The sequence below is a fragment of the Sphingomonas sp. SAFR-052 genome, from assembly GCF_051965015.1.
Taxonomy (GTDB): domain Bacteria; phylum Pseudomonadota; class Alphaproteobacteria; order Sphingomonadales; family Sphingomonadaceae; genus Sphingomonas.
On the sequence record NZ_JBQCMO010000002.1, the window covers coordinates 500336 to 524687 of the forward strand.

A 24352-nucleotide genomic window follows, 5' to 3' on the forward strand; every position below is an offset into this window, starting at 1 on the left:
GCGGCTCGTTGCTCTCACGAAGACCCGAATGATCAGTCGTTCAGATACTCGCCCGCATCGGCGTCGGTGCCGGTGCCCGAGGGCACGACATCGGCCAGCGGATCGCTGACGCCCTGGCCGTCCCGCGGGCTGCGGGCCAGTTCGGCGGCATGTTCTTCCTCGGCCGAGTTCGGCGCGACGAAGCCGGCCAGCGCCTTTTGCTGAGCCCGCAGCGCCGCATCGCGCGACGATGCCGCCACGCGCAGGCGGTTCATGCCTGCCCCGGTGCCCGCCGGGATCAGGCGGCCGACGATGACGTTTTCCTTCAGACCGTTCAGGCTGTCGATCTTGCCCTGCACCGATGCTTCGGTGAGGACGCGGGTCGTTTCCTGGAACGATGCGGCCGAGATGAACGACCGCGTCTGCAGCGACGCCTTGGTGATGCCGAGCAGCACCGGCTTGCCCTGTGCCGGGGCCAGACCCGGCGCGAGCTTCGCATTGGCTTCGTCCATCTCGTCACGGTCGAGCTGTTCGCCGGCCAGCAGGGTGGTGTCGCCACCGTCGGTGATCTCGACCTTTTGCAGCATCTGACGAACGATCGTCTCGATGTGCTTGTCGTTGATCTTAACGCCCTGCAGTCGATAGACGCCCTGGATTTCGCTGACCAGATATTCGGCCAGCGGCTCGATGCCGAGCGTTTCCAGAATGTCGTGCGGGTTAGGCGAACCACCGATCAGGTTGTCGCCGCGCTTGACATAGTCGCCTTCCTGAACGTCGATCACCTTCGACTTCGGGATCAGATACTCGACGACCTCGCCGCCATCCTCGGGCTGGATGCCGATCTTGCGCTTCGCCTTGTAATCCTTGCCGAACACGACGCGGCCCGAGACCTTGGCGATGATCGCCGCCTCCTTCGGGATGCGCGCCTCGAACAGCTCGGCGACGCGCGGCAGACCGCCGGTGATGTCGCGGGTCTTGGCCGATTCACGGGCGACACGGGCGAGCACGTCACCCGCCTGTACCTGTGCACCATCCTCGACCGACAGCACCGCGCCCGGTGCCAGCATGTAGCGTGCGGCCTCGCCCGAATTCGCGTCGAGCAGGGTCATGCGCGGACGCAGATCCTCCTTCGACTTCGACGTCGCGCGATATTCGATGATCTCGCGCTGCGCGATGCCGGTCGCTTCGTCGACGCGCTCGGTGACCGTCTTGTTCTCGATCAGGTCGATGAACTTCACGGTACCGGCGGTTTCGGTGATGACCGGCGCGGTGAACGGGTCCCACTCCGCCATGCGGTCGCCCTGCGAAACGATGTGGCCATCGTCGAACAGGACATACGCACCGTACGGGATGCGATGCACCGACAGGTCGCGGCCGTCCATGTCGACGATCGCGATCTCGCCCGAACGGCTGAGCACCACGCGCCGGCCACGCTGATCCTCGATCAGGCGCAGGTCGCGGAATTCGACCGTGCCGTCGACCGGCGCTTCGAGGTTCGACTGTTCGTTCAGCTGCGCCGCGCCGCCGATGTGGAAGGTACGCATGGTCAGCTGCGTACCCGGCTCCCCGATCGACTGTGCCGCGATGACGCCGACCGCTTCGCCGATATTCACCGGCGTGCCGCGGGCGAGGTCACGGCCATAGCATTTGCCGCAGACGCCGATCTTGGCTTCGCAGACCAGCGGGCTGCGGATCTTCATCGCCTGCAGGCCCAGCTTCTCGATCCGCGCGACCATGGCTTCGTCGAGCAGCGTGCCGACCGGGAACACGACTTCGCCGGTCTTCGGATCGGTCACGTCCTCCGCCGTGGTGCGGCCGAGGATGCGCTCGCCGAGCGACGCGATCGTCGCACCACCTTCGATGATCGACCGCATTTCCAGCGCGCGCTGGGTGCCGCAATCGTCTTCGATGATGACGCAGTCTTGGCTGACGTCGACCAGACGGCGGGTCAGGTAACCCGAGTTCGCCGTCTTGAGCGCGGTGTCGGCCAGACCCTTGCGGGCGCCGTGGGTAGAGTTGAAGTACTCAAGGACGGTCAGACCTTCCTTGAAGTTCGAGATGATCGGCGTTTCGATGATCTCGCCCGACGGCTTGGCCATCAGCCCGCGCATGCCGGCCAGCTGCTTGATCTGCGCCTGCGAACCGCGGGCACCCGAATGAGCCATCATGTAGATCGAGTTGATCGGCTTCTCGCGGCCCTGCATCGGACCTTCCTCGTAGCGGCGGACCGCCTTGATCTCGTCCATCATGCTGGTCGCGACCTGGTCGCCGCAACGGCTCCAGGCGTCGATCACCTTGTTGTACTTCTCCTGCTGCGTGATCAGGCCGTCCTGATATTGCTGCTCGAAGTCCTTCACCTGATCGCGGGTCTCGTCGACCAGCTTGTCCTTGTCCGGCGCGATCAGCATGTCGTCCTTGCCGAACGAGATACCGGCACGGAACGCGTGGCGGAAGCCCAGCGCCATGATCGCGTCGGCGAACAGCACCGTCTCCTTCTGACCGGTGTGGCGATACACCTCGTCGATGACGTCGCCGACGTCCTTCTTGGTCAGCAGGCGGTTGACCGTTTCGAACGGCACCTTGTGGCTCTTGGGCAGCGTCTCGCCCAGCAGCATGCGACCCGGGGTGGTCTCATAGCGCTTGAGATACTGCTTGCCGTCCTCGTCGGTCTGCGGAACGCGGCTGACGATCTTGGTGTGCAGCGTAACGGCCCCGGCGTGCAGTGCCTGATGCACCTCCGCCATGTCGCCCAGCAGCATGCCTTCGCCCGGCTCGCCGGTCTTTTCCATCGACAGATAATAGAGACCCAGCACCATGTCCTGCGACGGCACGATGATCGGCTTGCCGTTGGCGGGCGACAGGATGTTGTTGGTCGACATCATCAGCACGCGCGCTTCCAGCTGCGCTTCGAGCGACAGCGGAACGTGCACGGCCATCTGGTCGCCGTCGAAGTCGGCGTTGAACGCGGAGCAGACCAGCGGGTGCAGCTGGATCGCCTTGCCCTCGATCAGCACCGGCTCGAACGCCTGGATGCCCAGACGGTGGAGCGTCGGCGCGCGGTTCAGCATGACCGGGTGCTCGCGAATGACTTCGTCGAGGATGTCCCAGACTTCCTTGCGTTCCTTCTCGACCCACTTCTTCGCCTGCTTGAGCGTCATGCTCAGACCCTTGGCGTCGAGGCGTGCATAGATGAACGGCTTGAACAGCTCGAGCGCCATCTTCTTCGGCAGGCCGCACTGGTGCAGCTTCAGCTCCGGCCCGGTCACGATGACCGAACGACCCGAATAGTCGACGCGCTTGCCGAGCAGGTTCTGGCGGAAGCGGCCCTGCTTGCCCTTGAGCATGTCGGACAGCGACTTGAGCGGACGCTTGTTGGCACCGGTGATCGTACGGCCGCGACGGCCGTTATCGAACAGCGCGTCGACCGCTTCCTGCAACATGCGCTTTTCGTTGCGGACGATGATGTCCGGCGCGCGCAGTTCCATCAGCCGCTTCAGGCGGTTGTTGCGGTTGATGACGCGGCGGTACAGGTCGTTCAGATCCGACGTCGCGAAACGACCGCCGTCCAGGGGAACAAGCGGACGCAGTTCGGGCGGAATGACCGGCACGACGTCGAGGATCATCCATTCGGGACGATTGCCCGATTCGAGAAAGCTCTCGACGACCTTCAGCCGCTTGATGATCTTCTTGGGCTTCAGTTCCGACTTGGTGACCGCCAGCTCTTCCAAGAGGTCGCGCTTCTCGCCCTCGAGGTCGAGGTCGATCAGCATCTGCTTGACCGCTTCGGCGCCGATCCCGGCCGAGAACGCGTCCTCGCCATACTGGTCCTGCGCGTCGAGCAGTTCGTCCTCGGTGAGGAGCTGATATTTTTCGAGCGCGGTCAGGCCCGGCTCGATGACGATGTAGCTCTCGAAGTACAGCACGCGCTCGAGCTGCTTGAGCTGCATGTCGAGCAGCAGGCCGATGCGCGACGGCAGCGACTTCAGGAACCAGATGTGCGCGACCGGGGCGGCCAGTTCGATATGGCCCATCCGCTCACGGCGGACCTTCGACACCGTGACTTCGACACCGCATTTTTCGCAGACGATGCCCTTGTACTTCATGCGCTTGTACTTGCCGCACAGGCATTCGTAATCCTTGATCGGACCGAAGATGCGCGCGCAGAACAGGCCGTCACGTTCCGGCTTGAACGTGCGATAGTTGATCGTCTCGGGCTTCTTGATCTCGCCAAACGACCATGAGCGGATGCGCTCCGGCGAGGCGATGCCGATCTGGATCTGGTCGAAAGTCTCCGGCTTGGCCACCGGGTTCGCGAAATTGGTCAGTTCGTTCATGATCTTACCTCATAGCCCTCGCCCCTTCAGGGGAGAGGGTTGGGAGAGGGGAAGTGCGGAGAGGGTAGTGGGCTGGACTGCCCCTCTCCCCGACCCTCTCCCCACTAGGGACCCCATCAAAGTACTACTTTGATGGGAACCCCATGTGGGGAGAGGGAGAAGTTCGCTTACTCCGCCGCCTCGGCCAGTCCGTCATTCTCCTCCAGGCTGCTCAACTCGATGTTGAGGCCCAGCGAGCGCATTTCCTTGACCAGCACGTTGAAGCTTTCGGGGATGCCGGCCTCGAAGGTGTCGTCGCCCTTGACGATCGCTTCATAGACCTTGGTGCGGCCGACCACGTCGTCGGACTTCACCGTCAGCATTTCCTGGAGCGTATAGGCGGCGCCATAGGCCTGGAGCGCCCACACTTCCATTTCCCCGAAGCGCTGGCCACCGAACTGCGCTTTGCCGCCCAGCGGCTGCTGGGTGACGAGCGAGTACGGTCCGATCGAACGCGCGTGGATCTTGTCGTCGACCAGGTGGTGCAGCTTCAGCATGTAGATGATGCCGACGGTGACCATCCGGTCGAACTGATCGCCGGTCCGCCCGTCGAACAGCACCGACTGACCCGAGCTGTGCAGCCCGGCCAGTTGCAGCATGTCCGACACGTCGCTTTCACGCGCACCGTCGAACACCGGGGTGCCCATCGGCACGCCCGTGCTGATGTTCTGGACCAGTTCGGCCAGCTGCTCGTTCGAACGGCTGTCGATATCCTCGGCATAGTGATCGCCGTAGATCTCCTTCAGCCGATCCTTGACCGCCGCCGGCATCTCGCCGCCGACCGCATCCGGGTTCGCCTCGCGCCAATCGCGCAGCGACCGTGCGACCTGCATGCCCAGGTTGCGCGCCGCCCAGCCAAGGTGCGTTTCGAAGATCTGCCCGACGTTCATGCGCGACGGCACGCCCAGCGGGTTGAGCACCAGGTCGACCGGCGTCCCGTCTTCGAGGAACGGCATGTCTTCCTGCGGCAGGATGCGCGAGATGACGCCCTTGTTGCCGTGACGGCCGGCCATCTTGTCGCCCGGCTGCAGCTTGCGCTTCACCGCGACGAAGACCTTGACCATCTTGAGCACGCCCGGCGGCAGCTCGTCGCCACGCTCCAGCTTCTCGCGGCGGTCGTGGAACTTGTCGGTGATACGCTTCACCGCCTCGTCATACTGCGCCTTGATCGCTTCGAGGTTCGACTGCGCCGTGTCGTCGGCGACGGCGAAGCGCCACCACTCATGCTTTTCCACGCTGTCGAGCAGGTCGCGGTCGATGACCACGCCCTTCTTCACGCCCTTGGGCGCGGCCGTCGCGGTCTGCCCTTCGAGCATTTCGCGCAGGCGCGACCAGGTCGCACGGTTGAGGATGCCGCGCTCGTCGTCCGAGTCCTTCTTCAGGCGCTCGATCTCCTCGCGCTCGATCGCCATCGCGCGCTCGTCCTTGTCGATGCCGTGGCGGTTGAAGACGCGGACGTCGACGACCGTACCCGACACGCCCGGCGGCAGGCGGAGCGAGGTGTCGCGCACGTCGCTGGCCTTTTCACCGAAGATCGCGCGCAGGAGCTTTTCCTCCGGCGTCATCGGCGATTCGCCCTTGGGCGTGATCTTGCCGGCGAGGATGTCGCCCGGTTCGACCTCGGCACCGATATAGACGATGCCCGCCTCGTCGAGGTTGCGCAGCGCCTCTTCACCCACGTTCGGAATGTCGCGGGTGATGTCTTCCGGCCCGAGCTTGGTGTCGCGGGCCATCACCTCGAACTCGTCGATATGGATCGACGTGAACACGTCGTCCTTCACGATCCGCTCGCTGATGAGGATCGAGTCCTCATAGTTGTAGCCATTCCACGGCATGAACGCGACCAGCGCGTTGCGGCCCAGCGCCAACTCGCCGAACTCGGTCGACGGGCCATCGGCGATGACCTCGCCGGCCTTCACCACGTCACCCACCTTCACCAGCGGACGCTGGTTGATGCAGGTCGACTGGTTCGAGCGCTGGAACTTCATCAGCGTGTAGATGTCGACGCCGCTCTCGGTCGCATCGACCTCGCCGGTCGCGCGGATCACGATACGCGCCGCGTCGACCTGATCGACCACGCCGGCGCGCTTGGCCGAGATCGCCGCGCCCGAATCGCGCGCCACGGTCTCTTCCATGCCGGTGCCGACGAACGGCGCTTCCGCCTTCACCAGCGGCACCGCCTGGCGCTGCATGTTCGAACCCATCAGCGCGCGGTTGGCGTCGTCGTTTTCCAGGAACGGAATGAGCGACGCGGCGACCGACACCAGCTGCTTCGGGGAAACGTCCATCAGCGTGACGTTTTCGGGCAGCGCCATCAGGAATTCGCCGGCCTGACGCGCCGACACCAGTTCCTCGGCGAAGCTGCCGTCCTCGTTCAGCGCGGCCGACGCCTGCGCGACGGTGTGCTTCTGCTCTTCCATCGCCGACAGGTACACGACCTCGTCCGACACCTTGCCGTCGATGATGCGACGGTACGGGGTCTCGATGAAGCCGTACTTGTTGACGCGGCTGAAGGTGGCCAGCGAGTTGATCAGACCGATGTTCGGGCCTTCCGGCGTTTCGATCGGGCAGATACGGCCATAATGCGTCGGGTGGACGTCGCGGACTTCGAAGCCGGCGCGCTCACGCGTCAGACCGCCCGGCCCAAGCGCCGAGACGCGACGCTTGTGCGTCACTTCCGACAGCGGGTTGGTCTGGTCCATGAACTGCGACAGCTGCGACGAACCGAAGAACTCGCGCACCGCGGCAACCGCCGGCTTCGCGTTGATCAGGTCGTTCGGCATGACCGTCGATACGTCGACCGACGACATGCGCTCCTTGACCGCACGCTCCATGCGCAGCAGCCCGACGCGATACTGGTTCTCCAGCAGCTCACCGACCGAACGGACACGACGGTTGCCGAGATTGTCGATATCGTCGACTTCGCCCTTGCCGTCCTTCAGATCGACCAGCGTCTTGACGACCGCCAGAATGTCCTCGCTGCGCAGCGTGGTCACCGTGTCCGGCGTGTCGAGGTCGAGACGCATGTTGAGCTTCACGCGGCCGACGGCCGACAGGTCGTAGCGCTCGGGATCGAAGAACAGCCCGGCGAACAGCGCCTCGGCGGTTTCCAGCGTCGGCGGTTCGCCGGGGCGCATCACGCGATAGATGTCCGACAGCGCCTGTTCGCGCTCCTCGGCCTTGTCGACGTTCAGCGTGTTGCGGATCCACGGACCGGTCGACACGTGATCGATGTCGAGCAGTTCGATCCGCTCGATCCCTGCCTGGTCGAGCAGTTCGAGATTCTCGGGCGAGACCTCGTCGCCGGCTTCGATATAGATCTGGCCGGTCGTCTCGTTGATCAGGTCATAGGCGCTGTAGCGGCCGAAGATTTCTTCCGTAGGGATCAGCAGGTCGGTCAGGCCGTCCTTGCCCGCCTTGTTGGCGAGGCGCGGGGAAATCTTGGTGCCGGCCGGGAACACGACTTCGCCGGTGTTCGCATCGACGATGTCGAACGACGGCTTCTGGCCGCGCCAGTTTTCCGGCGCATAGGGAATGCGCCAGCCGCCTTCGCCACGGACGAAGGTCACGCGGTTGTAGAAGTGGTTGAGGATGTCCTCGCCGGTCATGCCCAGCGCATAGAGCAGCGACGTGACGGGCAGCTTGCGCTTGCGGTCGATGCGGACGTTGACGATGTCCTTGGCGTCGAATTCGAAATCGAGCCACGACCCGCGATACGGGATGACGCGGGCGGCGAAGAGATACTTGCCGCTGGCATGGGTCTTGCCACGGTCATGGTCGAACAGCACGCCCGGCGACCGGTGCATCTGCGACACGATCACGCGCTCGGTGCCGTTGATGAAGAAGGTGCCATTCTCGGTCATGAGCGGCATGTCGCCCATGTACACGTCCTGCTCCTTGATATCGAGGACCGAGCGGGCCTCGGTATCGGCGTCGACCTCGAACACGATCAGGCGCAGGGTGACGCGCATCGGCGCCGCATAGGTGATGCCGCGCTGACGGCATTCTTCCACGTCGAACTTGGGGTCTTCCAGTTCGTAGGTGACGAAGTCGAGCTCGGCGGTGCCGGCGAAGTCGCGGATCGGGAATACCGAACGCAGCGTCTTTTCGAGGCCGGAGACATAGCCGATCGACGGGTCGCTGCGCAGGAACTGTTCATAGCTCTCGCGCTGGACCTCGATCAGGTTCGGCATCTGCACCACTTCGTGGATGTCGCCGAACACCTTGCGGATGCGGCGCTTGTGCGTGCCGGTTGCGGTTGCCTTGGTCGCCATGGGGTCGTGGGCCTCGCTTGCAGTCAAATCTCGTGCCCGGTTGCCACCGGGCTGGCGTGCGATCGGGACGACGAAAGCCGCGTCACCCAATATGGGCCGCAGCTGATCGAGCGTCCTGGAATGGCGACAGGCCTATACATGCAATGCGTTGCGCGACGACGCATTCTTTCCCGGTCCTGAAGCAAGCCAGCCATATAGAAGCGGTGGCGGAGTGTGTCAACGCGGGCCAAAGATTGTTTCGACTGGGCGTGGAACCAACTCGCTTCGTCGCAATGGCGGGTTCGGCGGGCTGACAGGTGCGGGCAAAGCCCGGTTGAGGGCGGGCATGCAGTTCCAGCTTTCGTGCGCGGCCGTCGTCGCGAGTCTCGCCATGCCCGTCGCCGCGCAGCAGGCCAATCCCGGCGGATCGATCCCGATCTACGACATCACGCCGCAGGTCGCGCCGACCCCGACGCCAACTTCGACGCCGACCGCAACGCCCACACCGACGCCAACCCCGCGCGCCACGCCGGCGCCACGCCCCACGGCCACCCCGACCCCGCCCGCACCACGTCCGCGCGTGACACCTTCGCCAACTTCCACGCCTTCGCCCGCGCCCGTCGTCCGCCCGACTCCGGCTTCGGCCCCGGCTCCTGCGGCGACCTATGTCGGCCCGCAGGTCCTGCCGACCCCCGAACCGACCGCGACCTCCGAACCCGCCGTCGCGCCCGCACCGACCCCAGAAGCCGCCCCGGCCCAGACCGGCGACGCGCTGCCATGGTGGCTCTGGTTCCTCGGCGGGATCGTCGTCGCCACCGGTGTCGCGCTGCTCTTCACCCGCCTCCGCCGCGGACAGGCCGGGGTGGTCGAGGATATCGCCCCGGTCGCCCCGGTCCCGGTCCTGCCCCCCGAACCGGTCACCCCGCCGCCGCCGCGCCCCGTCACCCCGCCGCCCGCTCCGGTCGCACCGACCCCCGGCCCGTTCCTCGAATTCCAGCTCGCCCCGCTGCGCGTCGGCACGGAGGGCGACCGCGTCCTGCTCGATTTCGACCTGACCGTCGGCAATCCCGCGGCGATGCCGGTCGCCGAGGTCCGCATCGCGACGATGCTGCTGACCGCCCATGCCGAACAGGACGAGGCGCTGGCGACCTTCTTCGCCAACGATGCCAAGCGCGGGCTCGACCCGTTCGCGCTGGGGGCGGGCGAGCGCCGGCATCTCGAGGCGACGATGACCCTGCCGCGCGTCGCGGTGAAGATCGTCACCGCCCGCGATCGCCCGTTCTTCGTGCCGATGATCGCGATCGACGCGCGCTATCGCTGGGAGGACGGCCGGGAGTCGCGCACCACCGCCGCCTTCATGGTCGGCCCGACCGCGCCGCAGGGCAAGCTCGCCCCGATCTTCACCGATCGCGGCGACCGCATGACCGACCGACTGGAAGTCCGGCTCTATGGCGAGGTGCAACGAACGTAACGCGCCGCGCCATTCCACTTGGCGATAATCGATATAGTCATTAGCGTCCGCACCGGATCGAATGGGGGCGGCATGGGGCGGCGGGACCGGATATTGCGATTGACGCTTGGCGTGCTGCGGCTGCTGCTCGCGCTCAACATCCTGTTTGCGGTCGCCTTCCTGCTGGCGGCGCTCGCCAGCCTGCCGCTGCACGACATGCTCGCCGCGCGCATCGCGTCCAAATATCCGGGGATCGACGTCGAACGCATGATAGGCGGCGTCCGCGCGCTGCTGCTGCTGGGTGTCGCGGCGTCGGTGCCGGCGCACGTGATTTTCTCGCGCCTGACCGCGATCATCCGCACCGTGCTGGCGGGGGAGACCTTCGCGTCGCCCAATGCGCGGCGGGTGCGGGCGATCGGCTGGGCGCTGCTCGCCATCCAGCTGCTCGACATTCCGCTGTTCCTGATCCTGCCGCGCTTCGCCGGCACCGGTGTCGGGCTGGACGGTTCGTCCTTTTCGATCGGCGGATGGCTGTCGGTGCTGGTCGCGTTCGTGCTGGCGCGGGTGTTCGCCGAGGGCGCTGCGTTGCGTGAGGATCTGGAGGGGACGGTCTGATGGCGGTGCTGGTCCGCCTCGACGAAGTGTTGCTCGCGCGGCGGATGACGCTGACCGAACTCGCGCAGGCGGTCGACATCACCCTCGCCAACCTGTCCATCCTGAAGACGGGCAAGGCGCGGGCGATCCGTTTCACCACGCTCGATGCGATCTGCCGCGTGCTCGAATGCCAGCCCGGCGACATTCTGGTCCATGCCGATACGGCAGGGGAAACCGACGACTGATTAGCAAAGGGGGGACCGATGATGCCTATCATGAAACGGCTGTTGCTGGGGGCGGCACTGGCCGTGCTGCCGGCGATGGCGACCAATGTGGCGGCGCAACCGCGCCCGGCCGCCGCACCGGCGAAGCTCGCCATCGACATGCGTTATTTCACGCTGCCCAACGGGCTGAAGGTCGTACTGTCGCGCGATACGCTGGCCCCGACCGTCACCGTCGGCGTCTATTACGGCATCGGTTTCCGGGTCGAACCGCGGGAGCGCACTGGCTTCGCCCATCTGTTCGAACATCTGATGTTCCAGGGATCGCAGAACGCAGCCAAGGGCGTATTCATCAACACGATCAGCAACGCCGGCGGCGTGCTGAACGGGTCCACCCGGTTCGATTTCACCAATTATTTCGAGATCGTGCCGTCGAACGCGCTGGAGCGCATCCTGTGGCTGGAGGCCGATCGAATGGCGCGCCCGGTCATCAACGACACGGTGCTCAAGAACCAGCAGGGCGTCGTCGGCAACGAGGTGAAGGTCAACGTCCTCAACCAGCCCTATGGCACCTGGCCGTGGATCGACCTGCCGATGCTGGCCAATACCAACTGGTATAACAGCCACAATTTCTACGGCGACCTGAAGGAGATCGAGGCGGCGACCGTCGCCGATGCGACGCAGTTCCAGTCGGAATTCTACCGACCGAACAACGCGGTGCTCGTGGTCGCAGGCGACATCGACTATGCCGGGGCCGAGGCGATGGTCCGCAAATATTTCGGCCCGCTGCAAAAGGGGCCGCCGGTCGTGCTGCCCGATCTAGCCGAACCGCGCCAGACGGCGGAAAAGACGCGCAGCCGCGTCGATGCGCTGGCCCCCAAGCCCGGCTGGGCGGCCGGCTATCACATGCCGCCCCGGGGCACGCCCGAATGGTATGCGATGGGGCTGATCGACCAGATGCTGGTGCAGGGCGACGACAGCCGCCTGTCGCGCAAGCTGGAGGCGGAAACCGGCATTACCGGCGACCTGTCGGGCGGGATTAACGCCTATCTCGGCAACATGTACAATTACAACGGCCCGATGCTGTGGGCGTTCAACTTCACCCACGACCCCAAATTCACCGACGCGCAGATCCGGCAGGCGGTCGACGGGGTCGTCGAACAGCTCCGTACGACGCCGGTGACCGTGGCCGAGCTCGACCGGGCGCGGACGAAGCTGCGCTCCGACCTGTATTCGTCGGTCGATGGCGGGATGCGGATCGGGCTCATCGACCTGCTCGCCGTCTATGCGCTGTTCGACAATGATCCGCAGGCGGTGAACCGGATCGAGGCCGGTTTCGCCAAGGTGACGCCCGCGCTGATCCAGAAGACCGCGCAGGAATATCTCCGCCCGACCAACCGCTCGATCTATACCATCGTGCCCGGCACTGCCGCAGCCCAGGGAGCCAAGTGAGATGCGCCGTTCGATCCTGCTCGCCGGCCTCGCGCTGATCGCCGCGCCGCTTGCCGCCCAGACCCAGCCGCCGGCCCTGCCCGCGCCCGAGATCGGCGCGCCCAAGCCGTTCACCGTGCCCGCGTCGGAAACCTATACCTTGCCCAACGGCATGGGCGTGACGCTGATCCCCTATGGCAATGCGCCCAAGGTCACGATCATGCTGCGTGTCTATGCCGGCAATCTGGATGAGGGGCGCGATACGTGGCTGTCCGACCTGACCGGCGACATGCTGAAGGAAGGGGCGGGGGCTCGTGATTCGACTGCACTCGCCACCGCCGCGGCAGCCATGGGCGGCAACCTGTCGGTCCGCACCAGCTATACCGGCACGTCGATCAACATGAGCGGTCTGAGCGAATTCGCACCGCAGGCGGTCGCGCTGGTCGGCGACGTCGCGCGCCGGCCGACCTTCCCGGCAAGCGAGTTCGCGCGGGTGAAGGCCAACAGCGCGCGGTCGCTGGCGCAGGCGCTGGCGCAGCCGGGCACGCTTGCCGACTATGCGCTGGCCCGCGCCACCTATGGCGATCATCCCTATGGCCGGACGGTGCCTCGCCCGGCGCAGCTCGACGGCTATACCCTCGATCAGGTGAAGCGCTTCTACGCCGGCAATTTCGGGGCGCAGCGTGCGCGGCTGTACGTCGCGGGCCGGTTCGATCCGGCGGCGGTCAAGGCCGCGGTCGAGCAGGCGTTCGGCGACTGGCAGAAGGGGCCACCGCGCCTGTCGCTGGTGCCGACCGCCGCGCCGGGGCCGCGGGTGCTGCTGGTCGATCGGCCGGGTGCGCCGCAATCGACGATCCGCCTCGCCTGGCCCGCACCGCTGGCCGGCAGTGACGGCGACATCCCGATGCGCGTCGCCAACGCGCTGCTCGGCGGCAGTTTCTCGTCGCGGATCACCCGCAACATCCGCGAGGACAAGGGCTATACATATTCGCCGGGCTCCGGCATCGACCAGCGTCCCGGGATCGCCGCCTGGACGTTCGACGCAGACGTGACCACCGCGGTGACCGGCGCGTCGCTGAAGGAAGTGTTCCACGAAATCCGCACGCTGCAATCGACCCCGCCGGCGGCCGACGAGGCGGCGGGCATGCGCAGCTACAATGCCGGGCTGTTCGTGCTGCGCAGCTCGGACAGCGCTTCGCTGATCGGGCAGCTGGCGACGCGCGACGCGCTCGGCCTGCCGGTCGACTGGCTCGACCGCTATGTACCGGCGACCATGGCGGTCAGCGACGCGCAGTTCAGCAGCACGATCAAGGACAGCCTGCCGCTTGACAAGTTCACGCTGGTCGTGGTCGGCGATCTGGCGAAGGTGAAGCCGCAACTCGAAGCGCTGCCCGAGCTGAAGGGTGTGCCAGTGCAGACGGTGACGGTGCCCTGACCCTCCGGTCCGGCCGGCCCGGTACGGGGCCGGCCGGCCATGGTTCAGTCGAGCGCCGTCGGCTCGGCTTCGGGCGGGGCGTCGTCCGGGCGGATCTTGAACACCACCCGGTCGATGCAGCCGCTCGCCCCGGTCGGCGAGGGACCACGCCGGGCGGAGCGGACGACCTGCATCGCCTGTTCGCCGAAGGCGACGGCGGGTTCGCTGGCGAGGACGCGGACATTGCCGACATCGCCCCATGGCGCGACGTCGTAGGTGACGATCGCCCACCCCTCGATCGAGCGGCGGTTCCACGGGCGGGGGTAGGTCAGGCTGGGCGGCTGGACCCATGGCGCGGCCGGACAATTGGGCTTGGCACCGAAGCTCGCTTCCTCAGGCGCGACCGGTGCGGCAAGCGGGGCGGCGGCGCGCGATTCGGGCATCAGGCAGCCGGTCCGCGCGCCGGCGGTGAAGCGCGAGGCGGCAATCGCCTTGCGAGCGGCGGCGTCGAGCGGCGCATTGCCGGTGCCGGCCACCGTCCGGACGCCCACCGGCCGGCCCTTCGCGTTCACATCATAGCCGGTCATGGACCAGCTACGCTCCCCCGGCACGCCGGCGATCCTGTCAAAATCGGGATAGGCGCGCAGCAGCGGCTTGGGATAGGGCGGGCGCAGGCAGTTGCTGCCCGCCGGCATGATCCGGTCCCAGCCGGGGCGCGGCAGGCGGCCGCTGATCGGGTCGAGCGTATAGGCCATCAGCTCGACCGGATCGGCCTCGGCGAACGCTACCGCCTCGGCACGGAAGGCGATGGTGCAGTCGCCGAGCGCCTCGCCCGGCGCGAAGCGGGCGGCAGCGAGCGCGGGGGCGAGGTCGTCGCCAGCCGGGACGTAGCGGGTCGGCGCCTGGGCGATCGACAGCGCGCGGCCGGTGGCGTCGATGCGGAAGCGGAAAGTGACCGGCGTCGGATCGATCGTGCCCCAGGCGAGGCCCGACAGCGGACGCGGGGCGGCGATGGGCGTGACGGCGCGGTCGCCGCATCGCACGCTCGCTACCTGCCACCGCAGCAGCTGTTGTTGCTGCTGTGGGTTGGGGACGACCGGCGCGAGCGGGGTGGCGACGGTGGCGAGCAGCAGGGCGAGCGCGGTCATGCGGCGATGGTGTCGCGGTTTCATGACGCGCGCAAGTCACGGTCGCGATTGGGTTTGGTGATGTGAAAAAGGGGCGGTCCCCGTTCGGGGCCGCCCCTTTCTCTTACCGTGCAAGCCGGGATGGAAGTGAATTCCATCCCGTCGGTCGGACCGTTCGGCCCGCCGGCCGGCCTTGGCGGAGGGCGACAGGCGCAGCCTGTCGATCCCCGCCTGCGGCTTACTTGACTTCGACGGTTGCGCCGGCGCCTTCGAGCTGCGCCTTGATCTTGGCGGCGTCGTCCTTCGACACGCCTTCCTTGACGGCCTTCGGAGCGCCTTCGACCAGCGCCTTGGCTTCGGTCAGGCCGAGACCGGTGATGGCGCGGACTTCCTTGATGACGTTGATCTTCTTGCCGCCGTCGCCGGTCAGGATGACGTCGAATTCGGTCTGCTCTTCAGCAGCCGGGGCAGCGGCGCCACCGCCAGCGGCCGGAGCGGCAGCAACGGCAGCAGCGGCCGAAACGCCCCACTTCTCTTCGAGCAGCTTCGACAGTTCAGCCGCTTCGAGGACGGTCAGTTCGCTCAGCTGGTCGACGAGCGCGTTCAGGTCAGCCATGATATTCTCCGTAAATCAGATAGGGGTATAGTGTTCGGAAGCCGCCGATCAGGCCGCGTCCTTCTCCGCATATGCCGACAGGACCCGGGCGATCTGTGCCGCGGGAGCCTGGGTGATGGTCGCCAGCTTCGTTGCCGGAGCAACGATGAGGCCGACGATCTTGGCGCGCAGTTCGTCGAGCGACGGCAGCGAGGCGAGCGCCTTGATACCTTCCGCATCGAGGAGCTGACCGCCCATCGCGCCACCGACGATCTCGATCTTGTCGTTCGTCTTGGCGAAGTCGTTGATGACCCGTGCCGCGGCAACGGGATCGGTCGACGTCGCCAGCGCCGTCGGGCCGGTCAGCAGGTCGGCGATCACCGCATACGGTGTGCCTTCGGCTGCGATCCGGGCAAGACGGTTCTTCGAGACCTTGTAGCTCGCGCCGGCGTCACGCATCTTGTTGCGCAGGCCCGTCGATTGCGCGACGGTCATGCCGAGGTTGCGGGTGACGACCACCACGCCGACCTCGTTGAAGGTGCGGTTCAGCTCGGCGACGGCTTCACTCTTCTGAGTGCGATCCATGCCGTTCTCCTTAACTGGGGCGAGTTTCCGATGCCGGAAAACGCCCGCGTACAATCCGCCCGCCGCGGTTGCGACGAACGGGGCGACAGTCCGTGAAGGGGCATGGTCGCCATGCGAAGGGACCGGGCAGACGCGCGGAATTCCCATGGCTGGCCCGGCGTCGCGAAAGCTGCGCCTGGCGATAGAACACATTCCCCGCCTCGGCAGGACATTAAGCGGGGAACCCGCACCTGCTGTCTCGGACGGACGTCGGACAGGACGAATCCGGCCACGACGCTTGGCGGCGCGCTTATGACGGACGCACGCGCGAGTCAAGCATGGGAAGCCGCTTGACCTTCGCCGGCGACGGTTCATTGGTCTTACAAACCGACGGGGGTCGCATGGCGCGTACGACGCTGGAAATCTGTATCGACAATGTGGCGGGGTTCGATGCCGCCGTTGCCGGGGGGGCGGACCGGATCGAACTGTGCGGCGCGCTGTCGGTGGGCGGGCTGACGCCGTCGCCGGGCTTGACCGCGCTCGTCGTCGCGCGGGCACGGGCGGCCGGCGTCCGGGTTCATGCGATGGTCCGGCCGCGTGCGGGCGACTTCAGCTATTCGCCCGGCGAGGTCGTGACGGCTGTCGCCGATGCGCTGGCGCTGGTCGCCGCCGGTGTCGACGGGTTGGTGTTCGGTGCGGTGCGCGGCGGTGCGATCGACGAAGCGGTCACCCGGGAATGGGTCGCGGCGGTGCGTGCGGTGCGCGGCGACATCGACCTGACGCTGCACCGTGCCGTCGACCTGCTGCCTGATCCGGTCGCAGCGATCGAACCGGCGGTCGAGCACGGCTTTGCCCGCATCCTGACCTCGGGTGGTGCCGTGCGTGCGGTCGATGGAGGCGGCGTGATCGCGGCGATGACGCGCGCGGCGGCGGGGCGGATCGTGGTGATGCCCGGATCGGGCGTGCGGCCGGACAATGTCGCGGCCCTGCTGGCGACGACCGGTGCGGCGGAGGTCCATGCATCGGCAGGGGTCGCCGTGCCGCAGGACGATGCGCTGGTGCAGGCGCTTGGCTTTGCCGGGCCGGGACTGGCGCGGACGGATACGATGGTCGTGCGCGCGCTGCGCGCCGCGATCGACGCATAAGGGGGGAGAAATCGGATGAACTTCATGCCGTTGGGCCGTCGCGCCTTGCTGACCGGAACCGCCGGGTCGCTGGCCGCCGCGACCCTACCTGCTCGGGCGCTGGCGGCGCCGCGTGCGGACGCGCCGAGCGGGTTGCTCCACGGTCTTGCCCCGCGCGACGGCCTGTTCGAGCGTCTACCCGCCGAGGATCCGTCGCGTACGCTGCTGGCGCGCGGCTGGCTGTTTCATGAAGGCGACATCACGCCGCCGGTACCGGTCACCCATGACGATACGTATAGCAATGCCAAGGCCGGCAATGCGCGCGGCGCGGCGGCGATGGACTATGACGACAGCGACTGGACGCAGGTGACGCTGCCGCACGACTGGGCCTCGGCGCAGGGGTTTGTCGAGACGGCGAACGTCGCGCAGGGCTATCGTCCGCGCGGGATCGGCTGGTATCGTCGGACGCTGCGGCTCGACCCAGCCGACCGCGGCAAGCGACTGGAACTGCATTTCGGCGCGATCGCGACCGCGGCAACGATCTGGATCAACGGCAGCATCGTTGCGCGCAACTTCTCGGGCTATAACGCGATCGATATCGACCTGACGCCGTTCGCGCGCTTCGGCGACGAACTGAACGTGATCGCAATCCGGGTCGACGCCAATGCCATGGAGGGCTGGTGGTATGAGGGCGCCGGCATCTACCGCCATGTCTGGCTGTCGAAGCGGTCGCCGGTATCGATCGCCACCTATGGTGTGCATTGCGATCCGCGCGTTGTCGCCGACGGCCGCTGGAGCGTGCCCGTCACCGTCACGCTCGAAAGCATTGCGCGCGAGGTTGCTGCGGCGAACGTGCTGGTCGACCTGCTCGACCCTTCGGGCAAGGTCGTGGCCAGCGCGCGCGGACAGGCGCAGGTGCAGTCGCTGGGCGAGGCGGTGGTTGCGTTGTCGCTGCCGGTCGAAAACCCGCAGCGCTGGTCGATTGAGACGCCGACGCTCTACACCGTGCGCGTCACCACCGATGCGCCGGGGGGCGGTGACGAACGCCGCATCCCGATCGGCTTCCGCACGATTCGCTTCGATGCCGAGCAGGGATTTTTCTTGAACGACCAGGCGGTGAAGCTGAAGGGCGTGTGCCTGCATCAGGACCATGCCGGGGTCGGCGTGGCGGTGCCCGATGCGCTGCTAGAATGGCGATTGCAGCGGATGAAGGACACCGGCGTCAACGCCATCCGCTGTTCGCACAATGCGCAGGCACCCGAATTCTATCAGTTGTGTGACCGGATGGGATTTGTCCTGATGGACGAAAATCGCATCTTTAACCCCGCACCGGAGAATATGGCGCAGCTGGAATGGCTTGTGCGGGCGCATCGCAACCATCCCAGCATCATCCTGTGGTCGGTTTTCAACGAAGAACCGATGCAGGGCACCGAAGCGGGCGTCGAAATGGTGCGGCGGATGGCCGCCCATGTCCACGCGCTGGACGACAGCCGTCCGGTGACCGCGGCGATGAACGGATCGTTCTACGACCCCAAGAACGTGTCGAGCGTCGTCGATGTGATGGGGTTCAATTACTATCAGGGCGATTACGACAAGTTCCATGCGCTGAACCCGGCCAAGCCCAGCACATCGTCGGAAGATACCAGCGCGTTCATGACGCGCGGTGCCTATACCACCGACAAGGCCGCGCACGTCATGTCGTCGATGGACGACGAAGCGGCGCCATGGGGGGCGACGCATCGCAAGGCATGGGCGGAGATCGCCAAACGCCGCTTCATCGCCGGCGGGTTCGTATGGACCGGGTTCGATTATCATGGCGAGCCGACGCCGTTCACCTGGCCGACCATCGCCAGCTTCTTCGGCATTCTCGACCTGTGCGGGTTCCCCAAGACCGCCTACGACATCCACCGCGCGCACTGGATCGACGATCGGGCGGTGGTCGGCGTCGCGCCGCACTGGACATGGCCGGGCAAGGAAGGCCAGCCGATCGCGCTGCTGGTCACCAGCAATGCCGACCGGGTGCGCGTCGTGCTGAACGGGCGGATGATCGGCGAACAGGCGGTCGACCGGATCATGGGCAACAGCTTCACCGTGCCCTATGCTCCGGGCAAGCTGGAGGCGATCGCGCTGCGTGACGGACGCGAGGTCGCACGCGCCGTGCACGAGACCGCGGGACCCGCGGTCGCGCTGCGGCTGACCCCGGCGCGGCGGCAGATGCTGGGCGATGGCGAGGACGTCGTGCCGGTCACGATCGATGCGGTCGATGCCAAAGGCCGGCATGTGCCCACCGAGAACCGGATGACGCGCTTCACCGTCGATGGCGCAACGCTGATCGGCGTCGGCAATGGCGATCCCAACAGCCATGAGAGCGAGAAGGCGCCGCAGCGGTCGCTGTTCAACGGTCTGGCGCAGATGCTGGTCCAGGCAGGCGAAGGGCGGGGCAAGGTGGCGATCGCCGCCAGTGCCGAAGGGCTGCGGCCGGCGCAGCTGGTGATCGACCGGGTCGCGGCGACCCCGCGCGCGCAGGTGGCGGTGACGCCGCCGGGCGCGTTCATCCTGAACTGGCGGCGGTCGCCATCGTTCGCGACCGCGCCCGATCCGGCGCTGATGCCGCCGACCAACGACAATAACAGCTGGGACTTTACCCGCAGCGGCAACACCACGGGACCGGAGGCAGGCGCGTCGTTCCGCCTGTATCGCGCCGCGCTGCCGGTGCGGCGGCGGGTGATGGCGGAGGGCGGCGACGTGACCTTCGCCCGGATCGACGGGCGGGCGCGCGTCTTTGTCGATGGGCGGGAGGTCGCGACCAAGACCGACTTCGCCGCCGCGCCGCTGGTTGCACCGATCCCGCCGGGGGCGAAGGCCATCGCGGTGATCGTCGAGGCACAGCCCAATACGCGGTCGGGGTTGAACGGCACCGTGCGGGTCGCGCCGAAGGGGTAGCGGCGGCCGCCCTTGCCCCTCCTCCGTTCGCTTCGAGCGAAGGTTCGAGCCTGCCGAGAACCGAAGTCGAGAAGGGGGTGCCCCAAACGGGGTGTTCTCGACTGACGCTTCTCGACAAGCTCGAAGCTGCTCGAACCGAACGGCTATGTGCGGTTAGAAGCAGGGGACGGGCGCTACCTCACCGGAACGCGCCGATCTCCGCGACCGCGATCGCCGGCGCCGGGACCGCCGGTTGCGGGAAGGCGAAGCGGAGATAGCGGGCCGGCCGTGCCTTCGGGAAGGGCAGGCGCTGCGTCGCGCGGGCGTAGTTGATGTTCTGGAACTCGCCCTCGCCGCCCGACGTCCACGTCCTGCCATCGACGCTGGTTTCGACGCGGTACTTCATCGGCGGGGCGGCCTGCGGATCGACATGGCGGGTGGGCGTCAGGGTGAAGCCGGCCAGCATCTCGCTGCGGCCCATGTCGATGGTCAGCGATGCGGGGGCGGGGCTTACCCAGGCCGTGCGCGGGCTGGCGTCCAGGATCGCTTCGCCGCCGGGCGCGCTGGCGGCGGTGACCTTCCACCCGGTGCGATCGACGATGCTGGCGTCGGAGACCTTGAGCGGCGGCAGGTCGACGGGTGCTACCGAGCGGAACAGCGCGAATTCACGGATCGCCGGGCCGGCTTCGGCGGCCACGGTGCGGAAGCGGACGCGGCGCGGGCTGATCGGGGCGGGCAGCCGGACGAGGCGCTGTGGCCCGACCATGTCCTTTTCCGCAACCGTCGTCCACCGGTCGCCGCCGTCCGAGACGTCGATGGCGAAGCGGGTGACGCGCAGGCCCAGCGGCAGCCATTCCTGCAGCCGCACCGTGTCGAAGCTACGGCCGGGCGGCAGGTCGAGGGTGATCGTCGCGTCCTTCGCCTCCGGGGGTGCGAGCCAGAAGGTGTCGAGGCGGCCGTCATTGACGAACTTGGCCGATGCCCCCTCCAGGTCGGCGCTGGCGGTCGCGACCGCCCCGGCGGCGAGATCGTTGGCAAAGGTCGCACGGAGCGCATCGCCGAACGCGGTCAGGCTGGCGACGTCGCGGTCGTGGATGCGGCCGCGGCGATCGGGCGGCAGGTTCAGGTGGAAGGTCGTGCCGTGACCGATCGAATCGTCGTACATCTCCATGATCTTCTTCGGCGATTTCACCTGCGCGTCCTCATCGGCATGGTAGAACCAGCCCGGCCGGATCGAGACGTTGGTTTCCGCCGGCCACCAGAGTTCGGCGCCGCGCACGCCGGTATTGCCCTTCGCCTGGTCATAGGGTTCGTTGGGCATGGTCGGCCAGCACGGGTCGCCGGCATGGCCGTCCTCGTTGCCGACCCAGCGGATGTCGGAACCCAGCGGATCGAAGGTGCAGGCATCGGGTTGTAGCTCGTGGACCAGCTTCACGATCGAGGGCCAGTTATAATAGGCCGGGGCGTCGATCTTCCGCGTCTCGCGCGCGCCGCCATAATAGCCGTCGCCGCCGTTCGCGCCGTCGAACCACACCTCGAACAGCTCGCCATAGCGGGTGCACAATTCGGTCAGCTGCGCGCGATAGTAGGTGATGTAGCTGGGCGTGCCGTAATCGGCGCGGTTGCGGTCCCATGGCGACAGGTACACGCCGAAGTTGATCCCGCCGCGCCGGCATGCCGCCGCCAGTTCGCCGACAATGTCGCCTTTCCCCTGCTTATAGGGCGAATTGCGGATGCAATGTTCGGTCAGCATCGTCGGCCACAGGCAGAAGCCGTCATGATGCTTGGCGGTCAGGATCAGCCCGGTGAGTTCGCCCGCCTTTGCCGCCGCCACGATCTGATCGGGGTCGAAATCGGTCGGGTTGAACAGCTTGGGGTCCTCGTCGCCATAGCCCCATTCCTTGTCGGTGAAGGTGTTGATCGAGAAATGGATGAAGCCGTACTGGCGGCGGTCATGCCATTTGAGCTGGCGCAGCGACGGCGTCGCGCCCCAGGCCGGCGGCAGGACGCGGTTGCCGCCGCCCCCGGCCGCAACGCTCGCGACCGGCGCCCCGCGCGGGGTGCAGGCGGCGGCACCGGCGATCAGGCTGCTGCCGATCAGGCTGCGGCGGGAAATGGTCATTGCTCTGCTCCGGGTGCTTTGGGTTCGGGGGAAAGGGGTTCGGGGATCAGCCACGCCTGCGCGATCTGATGTCCGCGCCCACCGCCGCCGACCCCCGGCGGGCGGTGCCATTCGACGGTCAGCGCGCCGTCGGCAGTCAGGGTTTGCGGGATGGCGGTTTCGACGGTTTCGCGCTCGCCGTCGCGCGGGCGGAAACCGTGCAGTTCGACGCCGTCGCCGGTCAGGCGCATCGGCAGGGCATAGCCTTCGCCCGCCCAGCGCGCGATCAGGCGGTAGCGGCGACCCCGCTCCAGCCCGGTATAGGACAGGCGGACGGGCGTTTCGTACAGCCCCTCGGCATAGCTCAGATCGGCCATGCGCCAGCCCTGATCGGGAATGTGGTCGGCGACGCCGTCGATCGCGCTTATCATCGATTGCGGATCGGCGTCGAAGCCGGGACCGCGTACCAGATGCGGCTCGGCGGTCGGATCGCCGAGATCGTCATAGAGCGCCATGTCGCGGGTGCGCCACGGATCACCGATCGCATAGAGCCGGGTGGCGGCGTCGGGATGGGTCAGCGCTTCGGCCATCTCCGCCTCGACCACGGTGCGGTCGTTCAACTGGATATCGGCGCGGTCGAGATTGGCGCCGCGTTCCCAGTTCGACGCACCATGGCGCAGCACCGACAACTGCATCCGGGCGCTTGTCCACAGCCGGTCGGCGATGGCGGTCAGCTCGGCGCGCAGCGGCGCGACGATCGCCGGTTCGGGGCGGGCATAGGCGAAGCGCGCGGCGGCGACGGCGGCCTGTGCGCCGATCGCCGGAGCCTGTCGCAGCGTCCAGCGGGCTTCGCCCTCATTGGCCTTGGCAGCGATCAGCCGGTGGCGGACCAGCGCGTCATAGGTGGCGCGGTAGCGATAGAGGTCGACGCGCCAGTCGGCCCAGGGGGCGGGGCGGAGGTCGGCGACCAGCCGGGCGGTGGCGTCGATGCCGGCATTGGCCGACGGGTCGCCGTTCCAGTTCGTTTCCAACGCGTGCGGTATGGCGGCGAAGGTCATGTCGCCGACGAACATCCGGGCATAGTCGGCGGCGACGTCGGTGGCGGGCGTCGTTGGGTTCCAGCCAAGGCGGAACCACTGGGTCACGTTCCAGTCGTCGTTGACGCCTTCGCTATAGGTGACGAAGCCGCGCGTCTTTGGTGCGAGATAGGCGAAGATGCGCGTCGTCGCGGCGGGGCGTGGGTTGACCGGTTCGCGACCCTCGGTCAGCGCGAAGGCGGGGTGCCAGTCGGGGATCGGGAATTGCGCGTGCATGGTATGCGCGGTGTCGGGGTAGGTTTCGATGGGGAAGCGGCCGGCGATGCGGCGGCGATGCTCGGCGATGCTGTCGCGGGTCTGCGGGCCGACGAAGATCGCGCTCAGCCAGCGCGGGCGTTTGGCGAGTTGTGCGTGGAAGGCGTCGAGGCCGGCGGCGTCGAAGCCCTGCGTGGACAGCAGGACTTTGGCGTTGGCGAAGCGCTGGCGAAGCGCGGTGGCGATGCGCTGCGCGACGGGGAACAGCCGGTCGGGGGCGGTATGGCCGGGATCGCCGCCGGGGATGTAGAGCGCATCGAGTGCGGGGAGTTTGGCGGACAGGGTGACGAAGTCGGCGACTTCGGCCTGTGTGGCTCCGGCTTTGTCGTAATCGCGCAGCAGCGGGTAGAAGAGCGCGACGTCGAGGCCGAGCCGATGGGTGGCCGCCGCGACCGCGATCAGCGTTTCGGTGGCGGGCAGCGCCGACAGCGGCGAGGTGGCGGCATCGTCGGAAACCGGCGCGACGAACTGGATGCGGTTGCCGCCGAGCAGCGCGAAATCCTCGATCCGGCGGGTGAGCATGGGCACGGACCATGCATCATAGCTGTTGTTCTTTGCACGGTAGCCGATCTGGGTGCCGCGGACCGCCATCGCCGGGGCTTCGGCGACGTGGCGCGGGGCGGTCAGGGTGAGATGGTCGAGATGGCGCAGCAGCCAGCCGGCGGCGAACAGGCGGGCGCGGGTGGTCGCGGCGCGGATGGTGATGGTGTGGCGGCTGGTGGTGATGGCGAAGGATTCGGGCGCGAGCCTTGCCGATACGAATCTGATCGCCACGGGCTGCCCCGCACAGTTGTATCCCCGCGCAGGCGGGGATCCAGGGTCAAGGTCGCAACCGTTCGGCTTGCCTGGCTC

Annotated in this window: 14 protein-coding genes; 7 read left to right on the forward strand and 7 right to left on the reverse strand. The window is 67.1% G+C overall.

What is annotated here, in order from left to right; genetic code table 11:
• Positions 1 to 32: 32 nt before the first annotated feature.
• Together rpoC and rpoB are read right to left on the reverse strand one after the other, a co-directional pair.
• Entirely contained in the window at positions 33 to 4313 is a 4281-nt protein-coding gene (gene rpoC / locus ACTHQV_RS05505; RefSeq protein WP_440488803.1) for a DNA-directed RNA polymerase subunit beta', read from the reverse strand.
• Between the two features lie 167 nt (positions 4314 to 4480).
• On the reverse strand, positions 4481 to 8626 hold the full coding sequence (gene rpoB, locus ACTHQV_RS05510) for a DNA-directed RNA polymerase subunit beta (protein ID WP_440488804.1): 4146 nt from the start codon (positions 8624 to 8626) through the stop codon (positions 4481 to 4483).
• A 370-nt stretch (positions 8627 to 8996) separates the two neighbouring features.
• Between rpoB and ACTHQV_RS05515 the strand changes: the two genes are divergently transcribed.
• The 5 genes from ACTHQV_RS05515 (at position 8997) to ACTHQV_RS05535 (ending at position 13736) form a co-directional block, all read left to right on the forward strand.
• Positions 8997 to 10076 carry a hypothetical protein gene (locus ACTHQV_RS05515; protein ID WP_440488806.1) on the forward strand — a complete coding sequence of 360 codons (1080 nt, stop codon included), beginning with the start codon at positions 8997 to 8999 and terminating at the stop codon, positions 10074 to 10076.
• 72 nt (positions 10077 to 10148) lie between these two features.
• The gene (locus ACTHQV_RS05520; RefSeq protein WP_440488807.1) at positions 10149 to 10670 is read left to right on the forward strand and encodes a DUF2975 domain-containing protein; all 522 of its coding nucleotides are present in this window, start codon (positions 10149 to 10151) and stop codon (positions 10668 to 10670) included.
• Positions 10670 to 10894 carry a helix-turn-helix domain-containing protein gene (locus tag ACTHQV_RS05525; protein WP_440488809.1) on the forward strand — a complete coding sequence of 75 codons (225 nt, stop codon included), beginning with the start codon at positions 10670 to 10672 and terminating at the stop codon, positions 10892 to 10894. Before ACTHQV_RS05520 ends, ACTHQV_RS05525 begins: the two co-directional genes overlap by 1 nt.
• An 18-nt stretch (positions 10895 to 10912) precedes the next feature.
• The gene (locus ACTHQV_RS05530; RefSeq protein WP_440488811.1) at positions 10913 to 12322 is read left to right on the forward strand and encodes a M16 family metallopeptidase; all 1410 of its coding nucleotides are present in this window, start codon (positions 10913 to 10915) and stop codon (positions 12320 to 12322) included.
• Between the two features lies 1 nt (position 12323).
• Positions 12324 to 13736, forward strand: a complete 1413-nt coding sequence (locus ACTHQV_RS05535; RefSeq protein ID WP_440488812.1) for a M16 family metallopeptidase — start codon at positions 12324 to 12326, stop codon at positions 13734 to 13736.
• A gap of 44 nt (positions 13737 to 13780) precedes the next feature.
• Here the strand turns inward: ACTHQV_RS05535 and ACTHQV_RS05540 are convergent, their stop codons facing one another.
• From ACTHQV_RS05540 to rplJ, 3 genes are all read right to left on the reverse strand, one after another.
• Positions 13781 to 14863 carry an energy transducer TonB family protein gene (locus tag ACTHQV_RS05540; protein WP_440488814.1) on the reverse strand — a complete coding sequence of 361 codons (1083 nt, stop codon included), beginning with the start codon at positions 14861 to 14863 and terminating at the stop codon, positions 13781 to 13783.
• Between the two features lie 217 nt (positions 14864 to 15080).
• Positions 15081 to 15458, reverse strand: a complete 378-nt coding sequence (rplL, locus tag ACTHQV_RS05545; protein WP_440488815.1) for a 50S ribosomal protein L7/L12 — start codon at positions 15456 to 15458, stop codon at positions 15081 to 15083.
• 48 nt (positions 15459 to 15506) lie between these two features.
• Complete coding sequence (rplJ, locus tag ACTHQV_RS05550) at positions 15507 to 16022, reverse strand: 50S ribosomal protein L10 (protein ID WP_055761025.1); 516 nt, start codon at positions 16020 to 16022, stop codon at positions 15507 to 15509.
• 380 nt (positions 16023 to 16402) lie between these two features.
• On the opposite strand from rplJ, the gene ACTHQV_RS05555 reads away from it, so the two are divergent.
• Both ACTHQV_RS05555 and galA read left to right on the forward strand, forming a co-directional pair.
• On the forward strand, positions 16403 to 17146 hold the full coding sequence (locus ACTHQV_RS05555; protein ID WP_440488817.1) for a copper homeostasis protein CutC: 744 nt from the start codon (positions 16403 to 16405) through the stop codon (positions 17144 to 17146).
• A gap of 24 nt (positions 17147 to 17170) precedes the next feature.
• Positions 17171 to 20068 (forward strand): beta-galactosidase GalA, encoded by a 2898-nt coding sequence (galA, locus tag ACTHQV_RS05560; RefSeq protein ID WP_440488891.1) that lies wholly within the window; start codon positions 17171 to 17173, stop codon positions 20066 to 20068.
• 178 nt (positions 20069 to 20246) lie between these two features.
• On the opposite strand, the gene ACTHQV_RS05565 is transcribed toward galA, so the two are convergent.
• The gene (locus ACTHQV_RS05565) at positions 20247 to 22169 is read right to left on the reverse strand and encodes an alpha-L-fucosidase (RefSeq protein ID WP_440488818.1); all 1923 of its coding nucleotides are present in this window, start codon (positions 22167 to 22169) and stop codon (positions 20247 to 20249) included.
• Positions 22166 to 24274 carry a hypothetical protein gene (locus ACTHQV_RS05570; protein WP_440488820.1) on the reverse strand — a complete coding sequence of 703 codons (2109 nt, stop codon included), beginning with the start codon at positions 24272 to 24274 and terminating at the stop codon, positions 22166 to 22168. The genes ACTHQV_RS05565 and ACTHQV_RS05570 overlap by 4 nt, the downstream gene beginning before the upstream one ends.
• Positions 24275 to 24352: the final 78 nt, after the last annotated feature.